Annotated in this window: 22 protein-coding genes; 19 read left to right on the top strand and 3 right to left on the bottom strand. The window is 71.0% G+C overall.

Going from position 1 to position 19,197, the window contains the following annotated elements; all coding sequences use genetic code 11:
• Nucleotides 1-8 precede the first annotated feature (8 nt).
• Nucleotides 9-1,064, top strand: a complete 1,056-nt coding sequence (locus ACZ49J_RS37225; RefSeq protein WP_467457179.1) for a hypothetical protein — start codon at nucleotides 9-11, stop codon at nucleotides 1,062-1,064.
• 32 nt (nucleotides 1,065-1,096) lie between these two features.
• Here the strand turns inward: ACZ49J_RS37225 and ACZ49J_RS37220 are convergent, their stop codons facing one another.
• On the bottom strand, nucleotides 1,097-2,791 hold the full coding sequence (locus ACZ49J_RS37220; RefSeq protein WP_467457180.1) for a chitinase: 1,695 nt from the start codon (nucleotides 2,789-2,791) through the stop codon (nucleotides 1,097-1,099).
• 361 nt (nucleotides 2,792-3,152) lie between these two features.
• Here ACZ49J_RS37220 and ACZ49J_RS37215 point away from each other — a divergent pair, with 361 nt between their 5' ends.
• From ACZ49J_RS37215 to ACZ49J_RS37155, 13 genes are all read left to right on the top strand, one after another.
• Nucleotides 3,153-4,037, top strand: a complete 885-nt coding sequence (locus ACZ49J_RS37215; protein ID WP_467457181.1) for a hypothetical protein — start codon at nucleotides 3,153-3,155, stop codon at nucleotides 4,035-4,037.
• Between the two features lie 179 nt (nucleotides 4,038-4,216).
• Nucleotides 4,217-4,933 (top strand): Flp pilus assembly protein CpaB, encoded by a 717-nt coding sequence (gene cpaB / locus ACZ49J_RS37210; protein ID WP_467457182.1) that lies wholly within the window; start codon nucleotides 4,217-4,219, stop codon nucleotides 4,931-4,933.
• Between the two features lie 60 nt (nucleotides 4,934-4,993).
• Nucleotides 4,994-6,613, top strand: coding sequence for an AAA family ATPase (locus ACZ49J_RS37205; protein ID WP_467457183.1), 1,620 nt, complete (start codon nucleotides 4,994-4,996; stop codon nucleotides 6,611-6,613).
• The gene (locus tag ACZ49J_RS37200; protein WP_467457184.1) at nucleotides 6,610-7,113 is read left to right on the top strand and encodes a TadE family protein; all 504 of its coding nucleotides are present in this window, start codon (nucleotides 6,610-6,612) and stop codon (nucleotides 7,111-7,113) included. Before ACZ49J_RS37205 ends, ACZ49J_RS37200 begins: the two co-directional genes overlap by 4 nt.
• Before the next feature lie 27 nt (nucleotides 7,114-7,140).
• Nucleotides 7,141-8,481: a CpaF family protein gene (locus ACZ49J_RS37195; RefSeq protein ID WP_467457185.1), complete on the top strand. Its 1,341-nt coding sequence runs from the start codon at nucleotides 7,141-7,143 to the stop codon at nucleotides 8,479-8,481.
• 88 nt (nucleotides 8,482-8,569) lie between these two features.
• Nucleotides 8,570-9,511 carry a type II secretion system F family protein gene (locus tag ACZ49J_RS37190; RefSeq protein WP_467457235.1) on the top strand — a complete coding sequence of 314 codons (942 nt, stop codon included), beginning with the start codon at nucleotides 8,570-8,572 and terminating at the stop codon, nucleotides 9,509-9,511.
• A 42-nt stretch (nucleotides 9,512-9,553) separates the two neighbouring features.
• A complete protein-coding gene (locus ACZ49J_RS37185; RefSeq protein WP_467457186.1) occupies nucleotides 9,554-10,444 on the top strand; it encodes a DUF5936 domain-containing protein in 891 nt (296 codons plus the stop codon).
• Nucleotides 10,441-11,856, top strand: a complete 1,416-nt coding sequence (locus ACZ49J_RS37180) for a sensor histidine kinase (RefSeq protein WP_467457187.1) — start codon at nucleotides 10,441-10,443, stop codon at nucleotides 11,854-11,856. Before ACZ49J_RS37185 ends, ACZ49J_RS37180 begins: the two co-directional genes overlap by 4 nt.
• Entirely contained in the window at nucleotides 11,849-12,622 is a 774-nt protein-coding gene (locus ACZ49J_RS37175) for a response regulator (RefSeq protein WP_467457188.1), read from the top strand. The genes ACZ49J_RS37180 and ACZ49J_RS37175 overlap by 8 nt, the downstream gene beginning before the upstream one ends.
• Before the next feature lie 81 nt (nucleotides 12,623-12,703).
• The gene (locus ACZ49J_RS37170; protein ID WP_468351703.1) at nucleotides 12,704-12,955 is read left to right on the top strand and encodes a hypothetical protein; all 252 of its coding nucleotides are present in this window, start codon (nucleotides 12,704-12,706) and stop codon (nucleotides 12,953-12,955) included.
• Complete coding sequence (locus tag ACZ49J_RS37165) at nucleotides 12,952-13,566, top strand: pilus assembly protein TadG-related protein (RefSeq protein ID WP_468351699.1); 615 nt, start codon at nucleotides 12,952-12,954, stop codon at nucleotides 13,564-13,566. The genes ACZ49J_RS37170 and ACZ49J_RS37165 overlap by 4 nt, the downstream gene beginning before the upstream one ends.
• Nucleotides 13,567-13,581: 15 nt before the next feature.
• Nucleotides 13,582-14,172: a hypothetical protein gene (locus ACZ49J_RS37160; RefSeq protein WP_467457189.1), complete on the top strand. Its 591-nt coding sequence runs from the start codon at nucleotides 13,582-13,584 to the stop codon at nucleotides 14,170-14,172.
• 3 nt (nucleotides 14,173-14,175) lie between these two features.
• Nucleotides 14,176-14,850 (top strand): OmpA family protein, encoded by a 675-nt coding sequence (locus ACZ49J_RS37155; RefSeq protein ID WP_467457190.1) that lies wholly within the window; start codon nucleotides 14,176-14,178, stop codon nucleotides 14,848-14,850.
• Nucleotides 14,851-14,879: 29 nt separating this feature from the next.
• Here ACZ49J_RS37155 and ACZ49J_RS37150 read toward each other — a convergent pair whose 3' ends face one another.
• Nucleotides 14,880-15,782 carry a hypothetical protein gene (locus ACZ49J_RS37150; protein ID WP_467457191.1) on the bottom strand — a complete coding sequence of 301 codons (903 nt, stop codon included), beginning with the start codon at nucleotides 15,780-15,782 and terminating at the stop codon, nucleotides 14,880-14,882.
• A gap of 177 nt (nucleotides 15,783-15,959) precedes the next feature.
• Nucleotides 15,960-16,250, bottom strand: coding sequence for a GntR family transcriptional regulator (locus ACZ49J_RS37145; RefSeq protein ID WP_467457192.1), 291 nt, complete (start codon nucleotides 16,248-16,250; stop codon nucleotides 15,960-15,962).
• A gap of 158 nt (nucleotides 16,251-16,408) precedes the next feature.
• Here ACZ49J_RS37145 and ACZ49J_RS37140 point away from each other — a divergent pair, with 158 nt between their 5' ends.
• The 5 genes from ACZ49J_RS37140 (at nucleotide 16,409) to ACZ49J_RS37120 (ending at nucleotide 19,138) form a co-directional block, all read left to right on the top strand.
• Complete coding sequence (locus ACZ49J_RS37140; RefSeq protein WP_467457193.1) at nucleotides 16,409-16,711, top strand: hypothetical protein; 303 nt, start codon at nucleotides 16,409-16,411, stop codon at nucleotides 16,709-16,711.
• A gap of 5 nt (nucleotides 16,712-16,716) precedes the next feature.
• Nucleotides 16,717-17,046, top strand: a complete 330-nt coding sequence (locus ACZ49J_RS37135; protein WP_467457194.1) for a hypothetical protein — start codon at nucleotides 16,717-16,719, stop codon at nucleotides 17,044-17,046.
• A gap of 130 nt (nucleotides 17,047-17,176) precedes the next feature.
• Nucleotides 17,177-17,770: a dihydrofolate reductase family protein gene (locus ACZ49J_RS37130; protein ID WP_467457195.1), complete on the top strand. Its 594-nt coding sequence runs from the start codon at nucleotides 17,177-17,179 to the stop codon at nucleotides 17,768-17,770.
• A gap of 73 nt (nucleotides 17,771-17,843) precedes the next feature.
• Complete coding sequence (locus ACZ49J_RS37125; RefSeq protein WP_467457196.1) at nucleotides 17,844-18,668, top strand: class I SAM-dependent methyltransferase; 825 nt, start codon at nucleotides 17,844-17,846, stop codon at nucleotides 18,666-18,668.
• An 80-nt stretch (nucleotides 18,669-18,748) separates the two neighbouring features.
• Entirely contained in the window at nucleotides 18,749-19,138 is a 390-nt protein-coding gene (locus ACZ49J_RS37120; protein ID WP_467457197.1) for a winged helix-turn-helix transcriptional regulator, read from the top strand.
• Nucleotides 19,139-19,197 lie beyond the last annotated feature (59 nt).

Here is a 19,197-nt window from a genome sequence, read left to right as displayed (position 1 = left end):
GAGCACAGGTGATCGAGGTCGTGTACGCGGAGCAGTCCCGGAACCCGCTGGCCAGAACGGTCGTACTGACCGAGGGCGGCTTGCGGGTGGGGCGCAGGACCACCCCGCCGGAGGAGTTGCACATGGCGGCCATGGCGGACGCGTATCTGCGGGGGCAGTGGCTCGGCGGCGGTGGCTCCGAGCGGCCGTTCGCCCACTTTCCCGCGGGCGACGGGATCGTGCCGGTCACGCGGATCACCGGGTCCATGAAGCCGGTGCGGGTGCGCCGGGCCGCCGAGTTCGCGCGGGCCCTCGGGGACATGGCGGTACGCCACGCCGGTGGTCCGGCGGCGGTCGCCGCGCTCGCGGACCGGGCGAGGGCCGAGGGCGTCCCGCTGTGGCTCGCGCGGCGCGTCGCCATGGGCCCGGCGGGCCCGGTCACGGTGGTGGTCGACCGGCGGACCGCACGGGTCGACGTCTGGGCGCCGTCGGCCCCCGTGGTGCGGATCCGCGCCCCGTACGGCGTGTCGGCCGACCGGAGGGACCCCGGGCGGGGGCTGCTGCTGACGGTGGGGGAGACACCCGCCCTGACGGCCGTCACCTTCACCCTGCGGAAGTCGAAGCGCTCGGTGACCGTCGAGATCCCGCAGCGCCGCTGGGAGCTGACGCGCGCGGACGCGCGGTCGTCCCACCTGACCTGCAACGGCCGTCCGGTCGCCCGCCTCACCCGCCCCCGGCCCGCCGCTCCCGTACTCGGCACCGTGCTGCTCCCTCTCGCGGACGTACGGCACGACAGCCCCGACCCGCTGGACGCCGTGATGGCCCACGTGTTCGCGGTCGCCTTCGGCCTCGGCGACGCGACGGGCGCGGTCCGCTTCCGCGCACGGCCGGACCGGTCCCGGGACGAGGACGACTGGAACGAGCCCTGGTTCACCCACCTGGGCCGTGACAGCGACGACAACGGCCCCGGCGGAGGGTCGGGGGACGGCTGGGACTCGGGCAGCGGAGGAGGCGACGACGGCGGTGGCGGCGGGGGCGACGGTGGCGGTGGCGGCGACGGCGGTGGAGGCGGCGGCGGGGACTGACCAAGTCCCCGCCCCCACACGGGCTGGTCCCCCTACGGCAACCCGTGCACCTTCGGCCCCACCGCGTTCGACCAGGCGTTGCCCGCCAGGGCGTCCCAGTTGGTCGACCACGTCATCGCGCCCCGCAGGTCCGGGTACGTGCGCGAGGGCTTGAAGGAGCCGCAGTTCGTGCCCCGGGTGAGGCAGTCGAGCGCGTTGTTCACCACCGAGGGGGCCACATAGCCGCTACCCGCTCCCCGTGTTGACGCCGGGAGGCCCAGGCCCACCTGGGACGGGGCCAGGCCGCCCTCCAGCTGGATGCAGGCCAGGGCCGTCAGGAAGTCCACCGAGCCCTGGCTGTAGACCTTGCCGTCACAGCCCAGCATGGAGCCGCTGTTGTAGTACTGCATGTTGACGACCGTCAGGATGTCCTTCACGTTCAGCGCCGTCTGGAAGTAGGAGTTCGACGTCGACTGCATGTCGATCGTCTGCGGCGCCATCGTGAGGACGAGTGAGGGGCCGGCCTTGGCCGACAGCGACCGCAGGGCCTGCGTCATGTACGTCGCGTTGAGACCGTTCTCCAGGTCGATGTCGACGCCGTCGAAGCCGTACGTCTGCATCAGGGAGTGGACCGAGTTCGCGAAGTTCGTGGCCGACGCCGCGTCGTTGACGGTCACCGTGCCGCGTTCGCCGCCGACCGAGACGACGACCTTCTTGCCCGCCGCCTGCTTGGCCCTGATGTCGGCCTTGAACTGGTCGACCGTGTAGCCGCCCAGACCCGCCGAGTCCAGGTTGAAGGTCACCGCGCCCGGCGTCGTGGTCGCGTCGGCGAAGGCCACCGCGATGATGTCGTACTGGGACTGGACGTCCGAGAGGCGCTGGACCGTGGCGCCGTTGTCGAAGTTCTGCCAGTACCCGGTCAGGGCGTGCCTGGGCAGCCCGGTGCCGCCACCGCCGGAGCCGGACGTCGTCGTCCCCGTCACCGTCGCCGACCTCGCCGACTCGCCCGCCGCGTTCGTCGCCGTGACCTGGAAGGTGTACGAGGTGGAGGCGGCGAGCCCGGTCACGGTCGCCGACGTGCCCGTCACCGCCTGGACCTTGGTGCCGTTCCGGTAGACGTTGTAGCCGGTCGCGCCCGGCACCGTGTTCCACGCGAGGGACACGGAGGACGAGGACGAGCCCGAGACCGTGACACCGGCCGGGGCGGACGGGACCGTGGGGTCCGGATCGCTCCCGCCCCCGCCGTCCGGGCCGTACACCGACACGTCGTCCGCGTAGTAGGCCGCCTGCCCGTACCAGCCGTGCGTGTAAAGGGTGACCGAGGTGGTGGACGCGCCGGTGGTGAACGTCGTCGTCAGCTGCTTCCAGACCGTGGTGTCCGGGGTCCACGTCGACACGTCCGTCGTGCCCGTGCCGCTCGCGCCCAGGTACGCGTATCCGCCCCGCACCCACGCGCTCAGCGTGTACGTGGAGTTGGGCTTCACCGCGACCGTCTGGACGCACCTGGCGTTGTCCTGGCCGGCCGGGGTGGCCTTCAGGGCCGCCGAGCCGCTGTGGACGGGGGAGGAGACGGTCCTACCGCTGCTCGCGGAGCAGGTCCAGTTGGTCAGGCCGGACTCGAAGCCGGCGTTCCTCGCGTTGTTGATGTCGGCGGCCGAGGCCTGGCCCGCGCCGGTGAGGGCGAGACCGGCGGCGGTGAGGACGGCGGCGAGGGCTCCTGCCCAGGTCCGGCGTCCGCGTCTGGGCATGCCTGGTACGCGGTGCACTGATGCCTCCCGAGGGGAGTGGATGTGGGGAATCCGTCACGGTGGCCACCGCTGGACGTACAAGTTGGTCCAGACCAATCCGCTTGTCAAGGTTTCCCGCTCCATCTCAATCCCCGTACGTCAGTGCTGAGTTGAGACATGCGCGTCTCACTCTGTGTGGGACACGCCGTACCTTCCGTGAGTTGATCAAGGAGATTCGGTGTTGAGCGGGCCATGCCGTGGATATGGTGCTGATGCAGGACGATGCGAAAAGTCGATGCGAAAAGAAGTCACGAAGTCACAGGGGTCATCTGAGGCGGTGGTCGACCACCCCCGCCGCAGCCGGAACGGGGTGGTGTGCAGCGTGCCGACCGCGATAGCCGTCACCAGTCCCGATCTGGTGCTCCCGCCGCTCGACCGGCAGACCCCGCCCGCCTGCGTCCAGCCGCGGGACACGCTGGAGGACTCCCTCGTCGGGATGCACGCGCTCATCGAGCAGCACGGGTACGTGATCGCCCTCTACGCGGCCTCCGCCGAGAACGCCGGACCCGCCGAACAGGCCGTCGCGCGACGCCTGCACACCGTTCGCTCCGTGCTCGAAAGCGACCGGATCGCTCTGCTCGGCATCGATCTGCCGCCGCTCGGGATCGCCCTGCTCTGCCAGCAGTTGCGCCAGCTGTCCGTGTGCGACTTCAGCCCGGGCGTACTGGCCTCCTCCGCCCGCCTCCTCGCCCACTACATCTACGCCGGCGCCCTCCTCGGCTCCGTCGCCAAGCTCGACCGGGTGCCGGTGTCGCTGAAGTCCCACGCCAAGTCGTGGGTGCCGGGAGCCCAGTTCGCCGTGCTGGCCAACCCGCGGCCCCGGCTCGTCCGCCTCGGCCAGGAGGAGGAGCTCGCCGGGCCGGAGTTCGGGACGCGGCTGCTCGTGGCCAACGGCCCGCAGCCGCCCTCCGACTGGGTCACCTCGACACTCGCGCCCGCCTGGCAGGTGCAGGGCGTGGGCACCGTGCCGTTGCCCGCCGAGTCCGCCCGCTGGTGGGGGACGGGCAAGCTCGTCGAGTTCGCCGCCGGGCTGTACGACGTGTCCGTGCTCTACCAGCTCGTCTCGTCCGTGCGCCGGGAGACGTGCCACTGGTGCGGACTCGAACTCATCGGGGACCGCTGCGGATTCTGCGCGGCACCGTTGTCGACCTCTTTACCCGCCGTCCAGACGTCGGCCGCGCGTGCGCTACCCCGAGGCGCGACGTGAGTCACATACGAACAACTCCATAGCAGGCACGACCGCTCGACCCCGCCCGCCCCGCCCGCCCCATGCCCTTCGATCGAGGTTGTCCGCGTCATGCTGCATCACCCCGGGGGACACCCCCCGGACCCCCGGCAGGAAACGCTCGGCACAGCCACCGGAAAGTCCCTACGAGGTGAGATTCAGTGAACTCGCGCCAGCGCCGCGGCGTCATCCTGCTGGTCCTCTCGGCGCTCTGCGCCGTCGGCGCGTTCGCCGGGGTGCTGTCGGTGATCCGTGACGTGGACTCGAAGGTCGGGCCGGAGGTGACGGCGTACCGCCTGAGGAACGACATCGCCCCGTACAAGGAGCTGTCGGCGGGCCAGTTCGAGAAGGTGTCGATGCCCGAGCGGTGGCTGTCGGAGACGGCCGTCACGAACCTCGCCGAGATCCGCGGGAAGATCGCCGTCACGAGGCTGGAGAAGGGATCACTCCTCCAGAGCGACATGATCGTCGACCGGCCCGCACTGGAGCCGGGGCAGCAGGAGATCGCGATCATGATCGACGCGTCCACGGGTGTCGCCGGGAAGATCAACCCCGGCTCCCGCGTCAACATCTTCGCCACCTTCGAGGCCGACGACAGCGACAAGGGCGTCGACCAGTCCAAGCTGATCGTCGCCGACGCGCGCGTCCTCGACGTCGGCAGGCTCACCCCGCTCGACCCCGACCAGTCCAGCAACGACCGCCGCCGCACGGCCACCGAGGCGGTCCCCATCACCTTCGCGCTCGACACCGCGGACGCCCAGCGCGTCGCGTACGCCGAGTCGTTCGCCGAGCACGTACGGCTCGCCCTGGTCGCGGGCGGCGACGCCACCGGCGTGTCGCCCTCGGACCGTACGTACACCCTCGAAGAGGACAAGTAGGAGGCCGCGCATGAGGTCAGTACGTAGGGTTCGCGCGAGCATCACCACGGGGTCCCGGCGATGACCATCCGCATCCTCCCCGCCGTCGGGGACATCGACTCGGCCCGGGCCCTGAGCACCATGCTGAGCCAGCTCGCGGACGCCGAACCGGCCGCCCCGGTCCCGGACTCGACCGCGCTGCTGGACACGCTCGCCCGCCTGGCGGCCGACTCCCTGGACGAACTGCCCGAGGTCGTCCTGGTCCACGAGCGGATCGGCCCGGTCCCGGCGCTCGACCTGATCCGCGACCTCGTCATGCGTTTCCCGGCGGTGGGGGTCGTCCTCATCACCGCCGACACGAGCACCGGCGTGCTGACCGCCGCCATGGACTCGGGCGCCCGCGGCATCATCACGCTCCCCCTCGGCTACGACGCCCTCGCGGAACGCGTCCAGGCCGCGGCCTCCTGGTCGGCCGGCATGCGCCGCCACCTCGGCAGCGGTGCGCCGGAGCTGTACGCGGGACCGGGCGGCACGCTCGTCACGGTGACGGGAGCGAAGGGCGGCGTCGGCACGACCCTGACCGCCGTCCACCTGGCCCTGGCGGCACGCGCGTCGGGCCGTACGGTGGCGCTGCTCGACCTGGACCTGCAGTCCGGGGACGTGGCCTCGTACCTCGACGTGCAGTTCCGGCGTTCGGTCGCCGACCTGGCCGGCATCGCGGACATCAACCCGCGCGTCCTGCAGGAGGCGGTGTACGCCCACGACACGGGCCTCGCCCTGCTGCTCGCCCCCGCCGAGGGCGAGCGCGGCGAGGAGGTCACCGACCGGGTGGCCCGCCAGGTCCTCGGCGCGCTGCGGGCCCGGCACGACGTGGTGATCGTCGACTGCGGCTCCCAGATGAACGCGGCCACCGCGGCGGCCGTGGAAACGGCCGACCAGGCGCTGCTCCTGGTGACCCCCGACGTGGTCGCGGTCCGCGCCGCCAAGCGCATGGTCCGCCTGTGGGACCGCCTCCAGATCCGCAAGGCGGAGGAGACCCTCACGGTCGTCAACCGCCACTCCCGGGGCACGGAGATCCAGCCCTCGCTCGTGGAGAAGGTCACGGGGACCCGGGTGACCCGGGTCGCCGTCCCGGCCGCCTTCAAGGAACTCCAGTCGGTCGTCGACGCGGGCCGCCTGCAGGACCTCGACACCAAGTCGACCGTCAAGCAGGCCCTGTGGGCCCTGGCCGGAGAGCTCGGGCTGGTCGTGATGCAAGAGGGCGGCCACGGCCGCCGCCGGAAGCCGGGATCGGACCGCGGCGCGCTCGTGCTCCGCAGGAAGGGCGGCGACCGGGGCTCGGTGACGCTGGAGTTCGCGGGCATCTTCCCGCTGGTGCTCGTGGTGATGGCGATCCTGTGGCAGTGCGTGTTGTACGGCTACACGTACTCGCTCGCGGGGAACGCGGCGGACGAGGCGGCGCGGGCGGCTACGGCGGCGGCTGCCGTGGGCGACGATGTGCCGGGTGCCTGTCAGGCCGCGGGGAGCGAGCATCTGCCGGGGGCCTGGAAGGACCGTACGACAATCGAGTGCGGCTCGGACGGCACGGTCATGAGGGCCACGGTCACCGCCGATGCCCCTCTCTTCTTCCCGGGCTTCAACCCGGGCTGGCTGCCGGTCGAGGGGCAGGCCGGGGCAGCGCTGGAAGGGGACGGGCAATGACCCGGAGCCGCCGCCCCAAGACCGCGTGTCCGCCTCCGGCTTCGCCGCACCACCTCGCCCCCGGGGACGAAGGGGCGGAGCCCCTGGCAACGGGACCGGGATCGGGTAGGGGCGGCGAGTGCGAGAATCCCCGGGCGAAGCCGACCCGTCGCCGGGGGAACGACCGCGGCGCGTCCATCCTGGAGTTCGCCGGATTCCTGCCGATCCTGCTCCTCGTCGGGATGGCGGCCATCCAGCTCGGGCTCATCGGGTACGGGATCAACCAGGCGGGGACGGCGGCGCGGGCTGCGGCTCGGGCGGCGTCCCTGGGAGAGGACGGCAACGCGGCGGGCGTGGCGGCGGCCAGCGCATGGCTGAATCCGGAGCCGAACGCCCCCCAGGCGGGTGGCGCCACCGTCACCGCCAGCGTCACCGTCACCGTCCCCTCCCTCATCCCCCTCCTCGACCCCGTACAGGTGACCCGCGAAGTCACCATGCCCACCGACAACCCCGACGACTGAAGCCCCCGAGAGGAGCTGACACAGAAGATGAGCCTCCGATCCCGTATCGCCGCCCCCGAGAACGGGGAAGCCGGACGCGAGGACGGGCACCTCGTGGCCGTCTACCGCGCCAAGCTCCTCGAAGAGATCGACCTCGCCGAGATGTCGAGCCTGGCGGCAGCCGAACGCAGGGCCCGACTGGAGCGCGTCCTCGGCCACATCATCAGCCGGGAGGGCCCCGTCCTCTCGTCCGCCGAGCGGTCCCAGCTGATCAGAAGGGTCGTGGACGAGGCGCTCGGCCTCGGCGTCCTCGAACCCCTCCTCGCCGACGCCTCGATCACCGAGATCATGGTCAACGGCCCGGACTCGATCTTCGTGGAGCGCGCCGGACGCGTCGAACAGCTCCCCCTCCGCTTCGCCTCCACCGAGCAGCTCATGCAGACCATCGAGCGCATCGTCTCCACGGTCAACCGCCGTGTCGACGAGTCGAACCCCATGGTCGACGCCCGCCTCCCCACCGGCGAGCGCGTCAACGTGATCATCCCCCCGCTCGCTCTCACCGGCCCCACCCTCACCATCCGCCGCTTCCCACGCGCCTACACGCTCCCCGAGCTGATCGGCCTCGGCTCGCTCGACGAGCAGATGCTGATGCTGCTCGCCGCGTTCGTCCGCGCCCGCTTCAACGTGATCGTCAGCGGCGGTACCGGCACCGGAAAGACGACCCTCCTCAACGCGCTCTCCGGGCTGATCCCGCAGCAGGAGCGCATCATCACCATCGAGGACTCCGCCGAACTCCAGCTCCAGCAGGAGCACGTGATCCGCCTGGAGTCCCGCCCGCCGAACATCGAGGGCAAGGGCCAGATCACCATCCGCGACCTGGTCCGCAACTCCCTCCGCATGCGCCCCGACCGCATCATCGTCGGTGAGGTCCGCGGCGGCGAGACCCTCGACATGCTCCAGGCGATGTCGACGGGCCACGACGGCTCGCTGGCCACCGTCCACGCCAACTCCGCCGAGGACGCCCTGATGAGGCTCCAGACCCTCGGCTCCATGTCCGAGGTGCTGATCCCCTTCGAGGCGCTGAAGGACCAGATCAACTCGGCCGTCGACGTCGTCGTGCAGCTCACCCGGTTCGCGGACGGCTCCCGCAAGGTGACGGAGATCGCGCTGCTGGTCTCGCACGGCCGCGAACAGTTCCGTATCGCCACGGTCTCCCGCTTCGTCCCGCAGCCCCTCGGTGCGGACCGCGTCGTCAAGGGCCGCTTCGAGCACCTCCCGCTGCCCCGCCCGGTCGCCGAGAAGCTGTACGTGGCCAACGAACCGTTGCCGCCCGCGTTCGGCGTGGCCGATGCCCTCGACGTACTCACCACGAGGCAGGCCATCGGATGACCAGGACGACGAGTACGACCAGGACGACGAGTACGACCAGGACGACGAGTACGACGAGTACGTACGAGCCCTCGAAGGGGTGCCCGGCATGAACAACCCCGCCCTGCTGGCCCTCGGCGCCACCGTCCTGTGCGGCACGTTCGCCGTCGCGGGCGTCCACACGTTCGCCTCCGGCCGCGCGCAGCGCCAGGCGCTCGTCGACCGCCTCGCGGGCACCGCCCCCGCCCGTGCGGTGGGCGGCCGCGTCCGCCGGTTCACCGGCATCGACCGGCGCCTGCGCCGCACCCGCCTCGGCCGGGCCATCAACCTGCGCCTGTCGGCCACCGGACTCGACCTGACGGCGGGCGAGTTCGCCACGTACGTCGCCGCGGTCGTCGGCGCCCTCTGGCTGATCGCCGCCGCGACCCTGGCACCCTTCTTCGGCCCGGTCGCCGCCCTCGTCGGCATCTGGAGCGCCGCCATCTTCCTCAACTGGCAGCGCCAGAAACGCATCGAGGCCTTCATCAACCAACTGCCGGACGTGGCACGGCTCATCGCCAACGCCACGGCCGCCGGTCTCGCCCTCCGTACGGCGCTGGCGATGGCGGCGGAGGAGCTGGAGGCCCCGGCGGGCGAGGAACTGGCCAGGGTCGCCGACCAGCTGACCCTGGGCCGGTCGATCGACGACGCGCTGGGCGAGCTGGCCGAACGCCTGCCCTCCCGCGAGCTGATCGTCCTCGTCACCACCCTCGTCCTGTCCAACAAGGCGGGCGGCTCGGTCGTCAGTTCCCTGCGCAACCTCGTCCAGACGCTGGAGGACCGCAAGGAGACCCGCCGCGAGGTCCGCACGATGCTCTCCGAGGTCAACGCCACCGCCTTCACGGTCCCGCTGCTCGGCCTCGGCTCCCTGGTGCTGATCAACTCCTCGAACGAGGGCGCGCTGGCCCGCGTCACCGGCTCAGGACTCGGCCAGGCCCTGGTCCTGATCTCGCTGGGCCTCTACACCGTCGGTTTCTTCGTCATCCGCCGCCTCGGCAAGATCGAAGTATGAGAATCCACGCATGACACGTATGAGAGGGGAGGAGAGATCGCGGTGCTGCCCCTGCTGCTGGCCCTCCTGACGGCCGTCTCCGTCGCGGGCATCCTCCTCGGCATCCGCATGATCCGCGCCGAGGCGAAACTCCCCGGCGACCTGGCCCTCGCCCTGGAGGTGGGCGCGACCCGCGTCTCCAAGGCGGACTCGGCCGTCGACCGCCTCGGGATGCGCTTCGCGCCCCTCGTCCTGCGCCTGATGGGCCCGCGCCGCGTCGACGCCAAGCGCCGCCGCATCGACATGGCGGGCAACCCCGGCGGCCTGACCCTCAACCGGTACGCGGCCCGCCGCGCCGTCTACGGCTTCTTCGGCGCGTTCATGGGCCTGGTCTTCCTCACCAACGGCCGGCTCCTCCTCGCCCTCGGCACCTTCGCCTTCGGCCTGCTGGCCGCCGACGCGCTGATCTGGCAGGCCATCCGCGAACGCAAGGACGTCATCGACCGCACGCTCCCCGACTTCCTCGACGTCCTGGCGGTCGTGGTCTCCGCGGGCCTCGGCTTCCGCCAGGCCCTGGACCGGGTGGCCGAGAAGTACGAAGGGCCCTGGGCGGACGAACTCCGCATCACCCTCCGCCAGATGGACATGGGCGTCAGCCGCCGCCAGGCCTTCGACGAACTCCGCAGGCGCAACTCCTCCGAACAGGTCGCCCAGTTCGTCTCCGCGCTCCAGCAGGGCGAGGAACTCGGCTCCCCGATCGCCGAGACCCTCATCCAGCTCGCCACGGACATGCGCCGCACCGACGCCCAGAACGCCCGCCGCCGCGCCGCCAAGACCATCCCCAAGGCGACCCTCGTGACCCTGGTCTTCATGTTGCCCGCGACGATGATCCTCATCGCGACCGGGATGTTCCTGGGCTCGGGCACCAACTTCGGCGACATCCTGGGCCGATGAGAAGGCCGATCAGAGGACCGATGATGGGGCTGCCGAGGGGACTGACGAGGGGGCTGACGAGAGGCCGGCCGTTACGGCGGCGTTCCTGGAGACATCTGAGCCCGACGGGCCCGGCCGTCGGCTACCTCGCCGACGACGTGCCCGCCCCCACGAGCCTCCGCCTGCACCTGAGCGCCCTGCAGGCGCTGTGCCGCCAGACCTTCGCCGTCCGCCTCACCATGCTGCTGATCGGCACTCCGTTCGCGATGGCCAACGCCACGGACGGTCCGCCGAGCCACGCCGTCCTCACCGCCGGGGTCCTCGGCATCATGGGCTCGTACGCCATGCTGAGGGACTGGGACCGCTTCGGCCCCCGCCTCCTCGCGCACCCCACCCTCATGGCCCTGGACCTCCTCTTCGGCGCGGTCCTCCTCCTCACGGCGTCCCCGGCGTCCCCCCTGGCCTACGCCACCGTCTGCACCCCGCTCCTCTCCGGTCTCCTCTACGGCCGGCGCGGCGCCGGAGTCTTCACGGGCCTGCAACTGCCGGTGCTGCTCCTGGTGTACCGGGCCTGGGAACACCGCCCGGGCACGGGTACCAGCACCCTCCTCGTCGCCGGTTTCTGCGTCGCCGCCGGCATCGTCGGCGTGACCCTGCGCAACCTGATGTTCCGCTTCGGTACGGCCACCCAGGCGCTCTCCGAGGCCACGTCCCGCCTGGCCGTGGCCGAGGCGGTCGAGTCCGAACGCGCCCGGCTGGCCCGCGAACTGCACGACTCGGTCGCCAAGACCCTGCACGGCCTGGCGCTGGCGGCGGAAGCGCTGGCGACGTCGGCGGACCGCTCGGCCGACCCCCGGGTACTGAAGCAACAGGCCACTCTGGTCGCGGTGGCGGCCCGCCGGGCGGCCTCGGAGTCCCGCGACCTCCTGACGGACCTGCGCCGCCACACGGACCTGACGACACCGCGCCCGGCGGCGGACCTGAAGACCGAACTGAGCACCCGCCTGCAGGACTTCACGTCCCGTACCGCGCTCCCGGCGGCCCTGCGGCACACGAGCACCACGCCCCCGCCCTCGCCCCCGCTCCCGCCCCTTCCCGACGAGACGACCCGCGACCTCCTGGCGATCGTCGCGGAGGCCCTGGAGAACACCCACCGCCACGCGCGGGCGACGGAGGTCGTGGTCGAGCTGGAGGAGTCCGCCGACGCCCTCCGCCTCCGCGTCACGGACGACGGAGTGGGCCTGCCACCCGGCTTCACCGTCAACCAGGCGGCCGGATCCGGCCACTTCGGGCTGCTGGGCATGGTGGAGCGGGCGGCGAGGACCGGCGCGAGCCTCCGTCTGGCCCGGCCCGCGACGGGAGGCACGGAGATCACGATCGACCTCCCGCTGCCCGCCCCCCATACCCCCCGACAGGAGGCCGCCCATGTCTGACCAGGCACTTCCCGGCCCGCCCCTGCGCGTCCTCGTGGCCGACGACAACCCGGTCGTCCGCGCGGGCCTCGCCGCGCTGCTCGGCGCGCACCCCGGCATCGAGGTCGTGGCGGACGCGACGAACGGGGAGGAGGCGGTGCGTGAGGCCGCCGCCCACCGCCCCGACGTGATCCTGCTGGACGTCCGCATGCCCGGCACGGACGGCCTGACCGCGCTCCCCGAACTCGCCGCGCTCGCCCCCGTGATGATGCTGACCTACAGCCGCGAACCCCAGGTCGTGACCGAGGCGCTGCGCCGGGGCGCGATCGGCTACCTCGTCCACGGCGAGTTCACGGCGCCCGAACTGATCGCGGCGGTGCGGGACTTACGGGAGGGCAGACCGACGTTTTCCCCCTCGCTGTCCACCGCTGTCCGTGTCTTGTCTCCGCTCGGTGTTTCGTACGAACCTTCACATGAAAGTCACGAAGTGCCTTCGCAGCTGCAACCGGTTGTGGCACAGTCGTCGAAGACTCGGCCTGCGGTCACCGCACGACTCCGTCGCCGCGTGCCCGACCGTCCGGCCTTCGGTCTGAGCTCAAGGGAGGTGGAGGTGATGGACCTCATCGCGTCCGGCATGAACAACCGCCAGATCGCCGCCGCCTGCTTCATCAGCGAGAAGACCGTGAAGAACCACATCAACCGCATCTTCGCGAAGCTGCACAGTTCCTCGCGCAGCGAAGCGATCGCCCACTGGCTCGGAACGGCTCGGGAGGGGTGGAGCCGATGAGTCCGGTCGACGGCCCACACGGGGGAAGTTGGGCCCCCGGACCCACCCGCAGTAGGCGGATTCTCACGTACGGTGCTGTGGTTGGTAGTGGCATCGGCATCGGGCGAGAGGGCGGGCGTCGTGAGCGGGTTCGGCAGGTTCGGCGACTGGAAGCGGACCGTTGTCTCCCGGATGCGGGGGGAGGGGCGGGACGCGGGGGCCGGGTTCGTGGAGTATGCGGGGATCATGATCATTGTGGCGGGGATCTTCGTGATGATCGATGGGTTGGGGTTGGACGGAAAGATCTCCCAAGCGATCCTGACGGCCGTCAACAACGTCACCAGCGGCGGCTGACGGTCGTACGATCGATCGACGACCGAGGGTCCATACTCCCCATCTACATCTGGCTGACGGCGATTTTGCTCTTCGCGGCGTTGGCCTTCTTCGCGTTCGCCCAGGCAGCGGTCGCCCGGAACGGCGCTCAGTCCGCGGCGGACGCCGCGGCGTTGGCGGCGGCGCAAGAGGCTCGGGACGAGCTGGTGCTCGACCTGGGGGATGCCATCGGGACGGACGACAACTGGCTCGACTGGCTGGACCTCCCGAGCGAAGGAGGACTGCCCGTCGGCGGGGCCGAGGCCGCAGCCCAGCAGTTGGCTGCCGACAACGACTCGGCCCTTGTGGGCTTCGGTACGCCCGATGTGGACGGTCACCCTGGATTCTGGGCCAAGGTGCAAACGGACTACACAGTCGGCGACTCGATCGTTCCCGGCACCGAAAGCAGGCACGCCCAGGCCGAGGCCACGGCCTTTATCCAGCCGCGTTGTGAGTTCGACGACGACGCGGACCCTACGAAGCCCATCGACCTGGTCTGCGACGGCCAGCCCGTGAACATCGACCCCGAAGATTTCGATCCGGACGACCTTCCCGACGCGTCCGTGATGTTCTCTGTGCATCTGGCCAAGTGAGAGGGAGCTGTGTCCATGAAGTTCCGGTACACCACGAAGGGCCGCGCGGCTCTGACCACGGTGACGATCGCCACCGGGCTGGTCCTGACGGTGGCCGGTTGCGGCGGGGGTGGGGACGACGACAAGTCGTCGGACTCGAAGTCCTCTTCAAAGCCGTCCAACAACAGTGGGGATGACGAGAAGGAGTCCCAAGCCCCTGCTGGCGAGTCGGCGCTGGCCGAGGTCAAGGCCGGAGGCCTGACGCTCAAGGTCACTTCGGCTGCCCGGGAAGAGGGTGGCTTCGTCACGGTCGAGGGAACGGTGACAAACGGTACCGGCGCACCGTGGGTGGGCGCGGAATGGCGAGGTGACGAGAGGGAACTGGCCAAGAACGGCGGCTCGATCGCGGGCGCGAGCCTGATCGACCAGTCGGGCAAGAAGAGGTACCTCATCCTCCGTGACACGTCCGGCCGTTGCCTGTGCACGCAGTTCACCGGTGGCCTCGACACGGGCGCGACCGCCGACTGGTACGCCCAGTTCCCCGCCCCACCCGACGGCACCAACAAGGTCGACTTCCTCGTCGGCTCCATGCCCCCCGCCTCCATCGAACTCACCAACGGCGAGTGACCCATGGCCGCCCCCACGCCCCGTAGCGTCACCACCACGGTCACCGCGCTCGCCGTACTGAGCACGCTCGCCCTCGTCACCCCGGCCCATGCCGACGACGGCCCCAGCGAACCCCCGGGCACCGTCACCACCGCCCCGCCACCGGAGGTCGACGCCAACAGCCCGGGACTCAAGCTCGCCAACGGCGCCACGCTCGCGCCCGCGAAGGTGCTGGACATCAAGTCGGTCGTGGAGGACCTCGGCGGCGAGGAGCGCAGGGAGGACACGAACCAGAACGTGACGTTCGCGCTCCAGGCGGAGGTGCTGTTCCCCAAGGACAGCTCGAAGCTGAACCCGGAGGCGCGCTCCCGCATCCAGGCGATCGCGGACGAGATCAAGGCCCAGAAGCCCACCACGGTCCGCGTCTTCGGCTTCACGGACAACCTCGGCTCCTACGAGCACGGCAAGACCCTGTCCAAGAAGCGCGCGGACGTCGTCCACGACGAGCTGGCCGGCTCCCTCGGCTCGGAGATCACCTTCGAGGTGCGCGGCTACAGCGAGGACTACCCCATCGCGGACAACACCTCGGAGGAGGGCCGCCGCAAGAACCGCCGCGTGGAGGTGTCGTTCCCGAGGGGCGCGGGCGCCGGCGCGAGCGACAGCGGAACGGGGAGCGAGACGGCGAGCGACCAGAGCTGAGGGCTGCCCGCCCCGGCACCGCCGCCCCGTCACCCCAGCGCCCGCCGGATCGCCGCGATCATCGTCCCGGGGGAGTGGAAGACCTCCTCCGCCGTGAACCGCAGCACCACCCGCACCTCGGGACACTGCTGGAGGTCGTTGAAGCGGGCGACGTCACGCCGGTGGTCCTCACGGCGCCCGTGGTAGGCGTACCCCTCGATCTCGACGGCGACGGCCCGCGCCCGGAACAGAAAGTCGACTCGCAGGACGCGCCCGCCTCCCGTGACGATCCTGGCCTGCGTCTCAGGGCGCAGGCCCGCGTCGTACATGCGCAGCCGGGCCACGGTCTCGGCGGGTGAACCGGATGCGGGATCGGCGATCGCGAGGTGGCGCCTGGCGCGGACGGCGCCCCGCGAGCGTCCCCCGAGGGAGGCGGCGACGCGGTCGAGGCTGGTCAGGGGAGCTCGCCGGACCCGCGACTCCCCCTCAGTGACCGTACGGTGAGCGAGCGCCGATTCGACGGCCACCAGCGCCTCGTCCCGCGGGCAGGCCACGAGCAGGTCGGCCAGGGTCCGGTCCACGCAGGTGACCCGCAACCCGTCGCGTAAGACGACATCCTCGGGACGCATCGCGCAACGGTGAACCCGCACGTGCTTCCGCTTACGCAGCCCGTCAGGATCGGTGAACTCCGCCTCCACGTGCAGCACCTCGATCCGCCACAGCCAGGCCGCCGCCCGATGGCTCACCACCAGCCCGGGCGCGGCGAGTTGCGTGGCCCGGAGCCGGGTACGGAGGTCCGGTGTCCTGCCCGGCACCGCCCAGGCACCCTCCCCGATCGCCGCCCACCCCTCCTCCCGCAGGCGCCGGAAGAGAGAGGACCGTGACCACCCCTCCGCCACGGCCCACGACGTCAGCAACACGCCCCCCAGGGCCAGCTCCCGCAACTCCCGCACGCGCCCATGCTCCCGCACCCGCCGGACCGAGCACTGGGCCCTGTGGACAACGGGCCCGAGCACCCCGGAGGGGCCGGCAATTGTCTCCGCAGTCCCAGGGCTGTGTGTGGGCAATGCCTCTGACCTGCGGGTACGAGAGGGAGCCGAATGAACCCGTGGGACTGAGAGTCCAATTGGCTACTCGTCGGCCGCCTCGTCGCCGCCCAGCGTCGTGGAGGGGCTCGGCGATACGTACGTGCCGCGCTGCGGGACCGTGAAGACCAGCCCGTCCTCGACGAGCACGGCGATGGCCCGGCGTACGGTCGTTCGGGCCAGGCCGTACTGCTGCACCAGCTGCGTCTCGCTGGAGATGGGTCGGTTCGGTTGCCAGTCCCCGCGCTCGATCCGCGCCCGCAGGATGCCCGCGAGCTGTCGGTAGGGCGTCACGGGGCCCTCGTGATCAATTTCGTCGTCCGGCTGGAAGTGCATGATCAGGAAGCTACTCGTACCGATAAGGTCTCCGTCATCGAGATACGTCTCTGTACGTAGCGATACAAGTCGAGCTAAGTTGGTCGCACCACAAAGGACCCCGGCGACGGTTCGCGGCCGTCCCGGGGCATGGCCAACGCTGCACAAGGAGCGTCGACATGCTGGACCTTATCGTCCGAGCCCTCGCACGAGCCCTCGCACGGGTGCTGAACACCCTTCTGCCGACCCCACCTGGCAGGCACCGGGCCGGTAACACCCCGCCCCCTCACATCGCCCCGCCCCCACCCCGCTTCACCGAACGCCTCGAGTGCACCGCCTCCGCCCTCGTCCGCCCCTACGTCCTCACCTCCGAGGAGCGCCGCCATCAGCGAGCCCGGCGACGCGCACTCTGCCTCGCCACCCTCGGTATCGACATGGGCCCGAGCCACATCCACGGAGTACGCGTCGGGGCCGCCCGGTGATCCGCATGTGCGCCCGCTGCGAGCGCACCACCGACAGCCCGGTCGTCGTCCACGAGGTCCACGCGGCCACCGGGCCCGGCTTCCACGTCTACGCCTGCCCGGACTGCGCCCCGCACTACGCGCCGCAGCAGGACCCCCTCGACCTGATCGACGCCGGCCTGCGAGCCTCCCGCATGACGATCCGCGTCTACACGGTCAGCCCTGACGGCATCAGCAGCCGAGAGCGCGGTGGCATCCGCACGTGTACCGGCGACCACGTGGCCGCGCCCCCGCCGATGACCGCGTATCCGCCGTGCGCCTGCCCCAGATGCCGTACGGTGCTGCAGCCGCGATAGCTGAGCCCCGGGCGCTGGGCACAGAAGCGCCTGAGAACCCGCTGGACGGGGCGGCGTCCCCGTCCGGCGGGCAGGACCGCGCGATGCTGGTGCCACGAGCGAGTACGGCCGCACGGAACCGGGAGCCACCATGAGAAAGATCGTCCTGATGATGTCCGTGTCCCTCGACGGCTACTTCGAGGGACCGAACCGCGAGATCGACTGGCACATGGTCGACGACGAACTGCTCCAGCACTTCGACGAGTACCTCGCGGGCATGGGGGCCTTCATCCACGGACGGGTGACGTACGAGCTGATGGCGGCCTACTGGCCGACCGCCGACCGCGAGAAGGACGTACCCCGTCACGTGGCCGACTTCGCCGTGGTCTGGCGGAACATGCCCAAGCTCGTGTTCTCCCGGACACTGCGGCACGCCCAGTGGAACTCGACGATCGTGCGGGACGTCGTGCCCGAGGGCATCCGGGCGCTGAAGGCGCAGGACGGCGGTGATCTGACCCTGGGGGGTGCCGACCTCGCCGCCGAGTTCATGCGGCACGACCTGGTCGACGAGTACCGGATCTACGTGCACCCGGTCCTCATCGGCCGGGGCAGGCCCCTGTTCGCGGAGTCCGACGCCCTCCGGAAGCTGCGGCTGCTGGAGACCCGGACCTTCGGCAACGGGGTCGTGCTGCTGCGCTACGAGCGTGCCGAGCCCGTGGGTCCGCCGGTTGTCAGTGCCCACTGACACACCCTCATCCTGCCTTCGCCGCTGGGGAATTCGGTCGCGCCCCCCACTCCGCCCTTGCGAAGATCCCACCATGACCGCCGCCGACACCGACCACGCCCACAGCGCCCGTAACCCCCACCGCATCCTCGGCGCACGCCGCACCTTCGAGGACCTCGTCGACGAGGCCGAGGCCGCGCCGACCGAAGGATGGGACTTCTCCTGGTTCGAGGGCCGGGCCACGGAGGAGCGGCCCTCGTGGGGGTACGCGCGGTCGATGGCCGAGCGCATCGCTCACGCCTCCGCCGTGCTCGACCTGCAGACCGGGGGAGGGGAGGTCCTGGCCTCCGCCCCGGTGCTCGCCCCGCTCACCGTCGCCACCGAGGGCTGGCCCCCGAACGCCGCCAAGGCCACCGCTCTGCTCCACCCGCGCGGCGCCGCGGTCGTCGTCAGTCCGGAGGACGCTCCGCTGCCGTTCGCGGACGAGGCGTTCGACCTGGTCACGAGCCGGCACCCGGTCAGCCCGCAGTGGGCGGAGATCGCGCGCGTCCTCAGGCCGGGCGGCACGTACTTCGCCCAGCACGTGGGACCTCGCAGCGTGTTCGAGGTCGTCGAGTACTTCCTCGGGCCGCAGCCGGATGCGCAGAGCAGCGGCCGCCACCCCGACCATGAGCGCGCGGGCGCCGAGGCCGCCGGGCTGGAGGTCGTCGACCTGCGCGCGGAGCGGCTGCGGATGGAGTTCTTCGACATCGGTGCTGTCGTGCACTTCCTGCGCAAGGTCGTCTGGATGGTGCCCGGGTTCACCGTCGAGGCGTACCGGCCCAGGCTCCTCGCGCTGCACGAACGGATCGAGGCGGAAGGCCCGTTCGTGGCCCACAGCACCCGCCACCTCATCGAGGCCCGCAAGCCCGTCCGTTGACCACGGCGGCGGGTGCGCCCTCAGGAGCGCGCCCCCAGGAGCGCACTGACCACCCGTCCACCTCTGACCAGGAGTCCACCATGGCCAAGGGCAAGGGCCCCTACAGCTGCGGTCTCGACGCGGCCGTCGACGTCGTCGGCGGCAAGTGGAAGCCGGTGATCCTCTGGACGCTGCACGCGGGCGGGACGCTCCGCTTCGGCGAGCTGCGCCGGAACATCGACGGGGTCAGCGAGAAGGTGCTGATCCAGCAGTTGCGTGAGCTGGAGGCGGACGGTGTCGTCCACCGTGAGGTCCATCCCGAGGTCCCGCCCCGGGTGGAGTACTCCCTCACGGGCCTGGGCGAGGACCTCAACACCGCCCTGGTCCCACTCGGGGTGTGGGGGGACCGGCACATGCAGGAGATCGTCGCCCGAAAGTTCGCGAACCATCAGAACCCCTCAGCTGCTCAGAGCACCGCTCCGCCAACCTGACATGTCCTATTTCATGGTGATTAAGTAGGTGCGGTGTCCACATTGTTATCCGACGCGGC

This window comes from Streptomyces sp. NPDC030840 (genome assembly GCF_055572015.1).
Note: the sequence above shows the minus strand (reverse complement) of the source record. Positions and strands in the feature narration are given on the sequence as shown.

What these genes read in the sequence shown, in the direction of transcription:
- ACZ49J_RS37220 (WP_467457180.1), bottom strand. Translation starts at nt 2,791, where the DNA reads ATGCCCAGACGCGGACGCCGGACCTGGGCAGGAGCCCTCGCCGCCGTC.
- ACZ49J_RS37205 (WP_467457183.1), top strand. Translation starts at nt 4,994, where the DNA reads ATGACCATCCGCATCCTCCCCGCCGTCGGGGACATCGACTCGGCCCGG.
- ACZ49J_RS37200 (WP_467457184.1), top strand. Translation starts at nt 6,610, where the DNA reads ATGACCCGGAGCCGCCGCCCCAAGACCGCGTGTCCGCCTCCGGCTTCG.
- ACZ49J_RS37195 (WP_467457185.1), top strand. Translation starts at nt 7,141, where the DNA reads ATGAGCCTCCGATCCCGTATCGCCGCCCCCGAGAACGGGGAAGCCGGA.
- ACZ49J_RS37190 (WP_467457235.1), top strand. Translation starts at nt 8,570, where the DNA reads ATGAACAACCCCGCCCTGCTGGCCCTCGGCGCCACCGTCCTGTGCGGC.
- ACZ49J_RS37180 (WP_467457187.1), top strand. Translation starts at nt 10,441, where the DNA reads ATGAGAAGGCCGATCAGAGGACCGATGATGGGGCTGCCGAGGGGACTG.
- ACZ49J_RS37175 (WP_467457188.1), top strand. Translation starts at nt 11,849, where the DNA reads ATGTCTGACCAGGCACTTCCCGGCCCGCCCCTGCGCGTCCTCGTGGCC.
- ACZ49J_RS37160 (WP_467457189.1), top strand. Translation starts at nt 13,582, where the DNA reads ATGAAGTTCCGGTACACCACGAAGGGCCGCGCGGCTCTGACCACGGTG.
- ACZ49J_RS37155 (WP_467457190.1), top strand. Translation starts at nt 14,176, where the DNA reads ATGGCCGCCCCCACGCCCCGTAGCGTCACCACCACGGTCACCGCGCTC.
- ACZ49J_RS37145 (WP_467457192.1), bottom strand. Translation starts at nt 16,250, where the DNA reads ATGCACTTCCAGCCGGACGACGAAATTGATCACGAGGGCCCCGTGACG.
- ACZ49J_RS37140 (WP_467457193.1), top strand. Translation starts at nt 16,409, where the DNA reads ATGCTGGACCTTATCGTCCGAGCCCTCGCACGAGCCCTCGCACGGGTG.
- ACZ49J_RS37135 (WP_467457194.1), top strand. Translation starts at nt 16,717, where the DNA reads ATGTGCGCCCGCTGCGAGCGCACCACCGACAGCCCGGTCGTCGTCCAC.
- ACZ49J_RS37130 (WP_467457195.1), top strand. Translation starts at nt 17,177, where the DNA reads ATGAGAAAGATCGTCCTGATGATGTCCGTGTCCCTCGACGGCTACTTC.
- ACZ49J_RS37125 (WP_467457196.1), top strand. Translation starts at nt 17,844, where the DNA reads ATGACCGCCGCCGACACCGACCACGCCCACAGCGCCCGTAACCCCCAC.
- ACZ49J_RS37120 (WP_467457197.1), top strand. Translation starts at nt 18,749, where the DNA reads ATGGCCAAGGGCAAGGGCCCCTACAGCTGCGGTCTCGACGCGGCCGTC.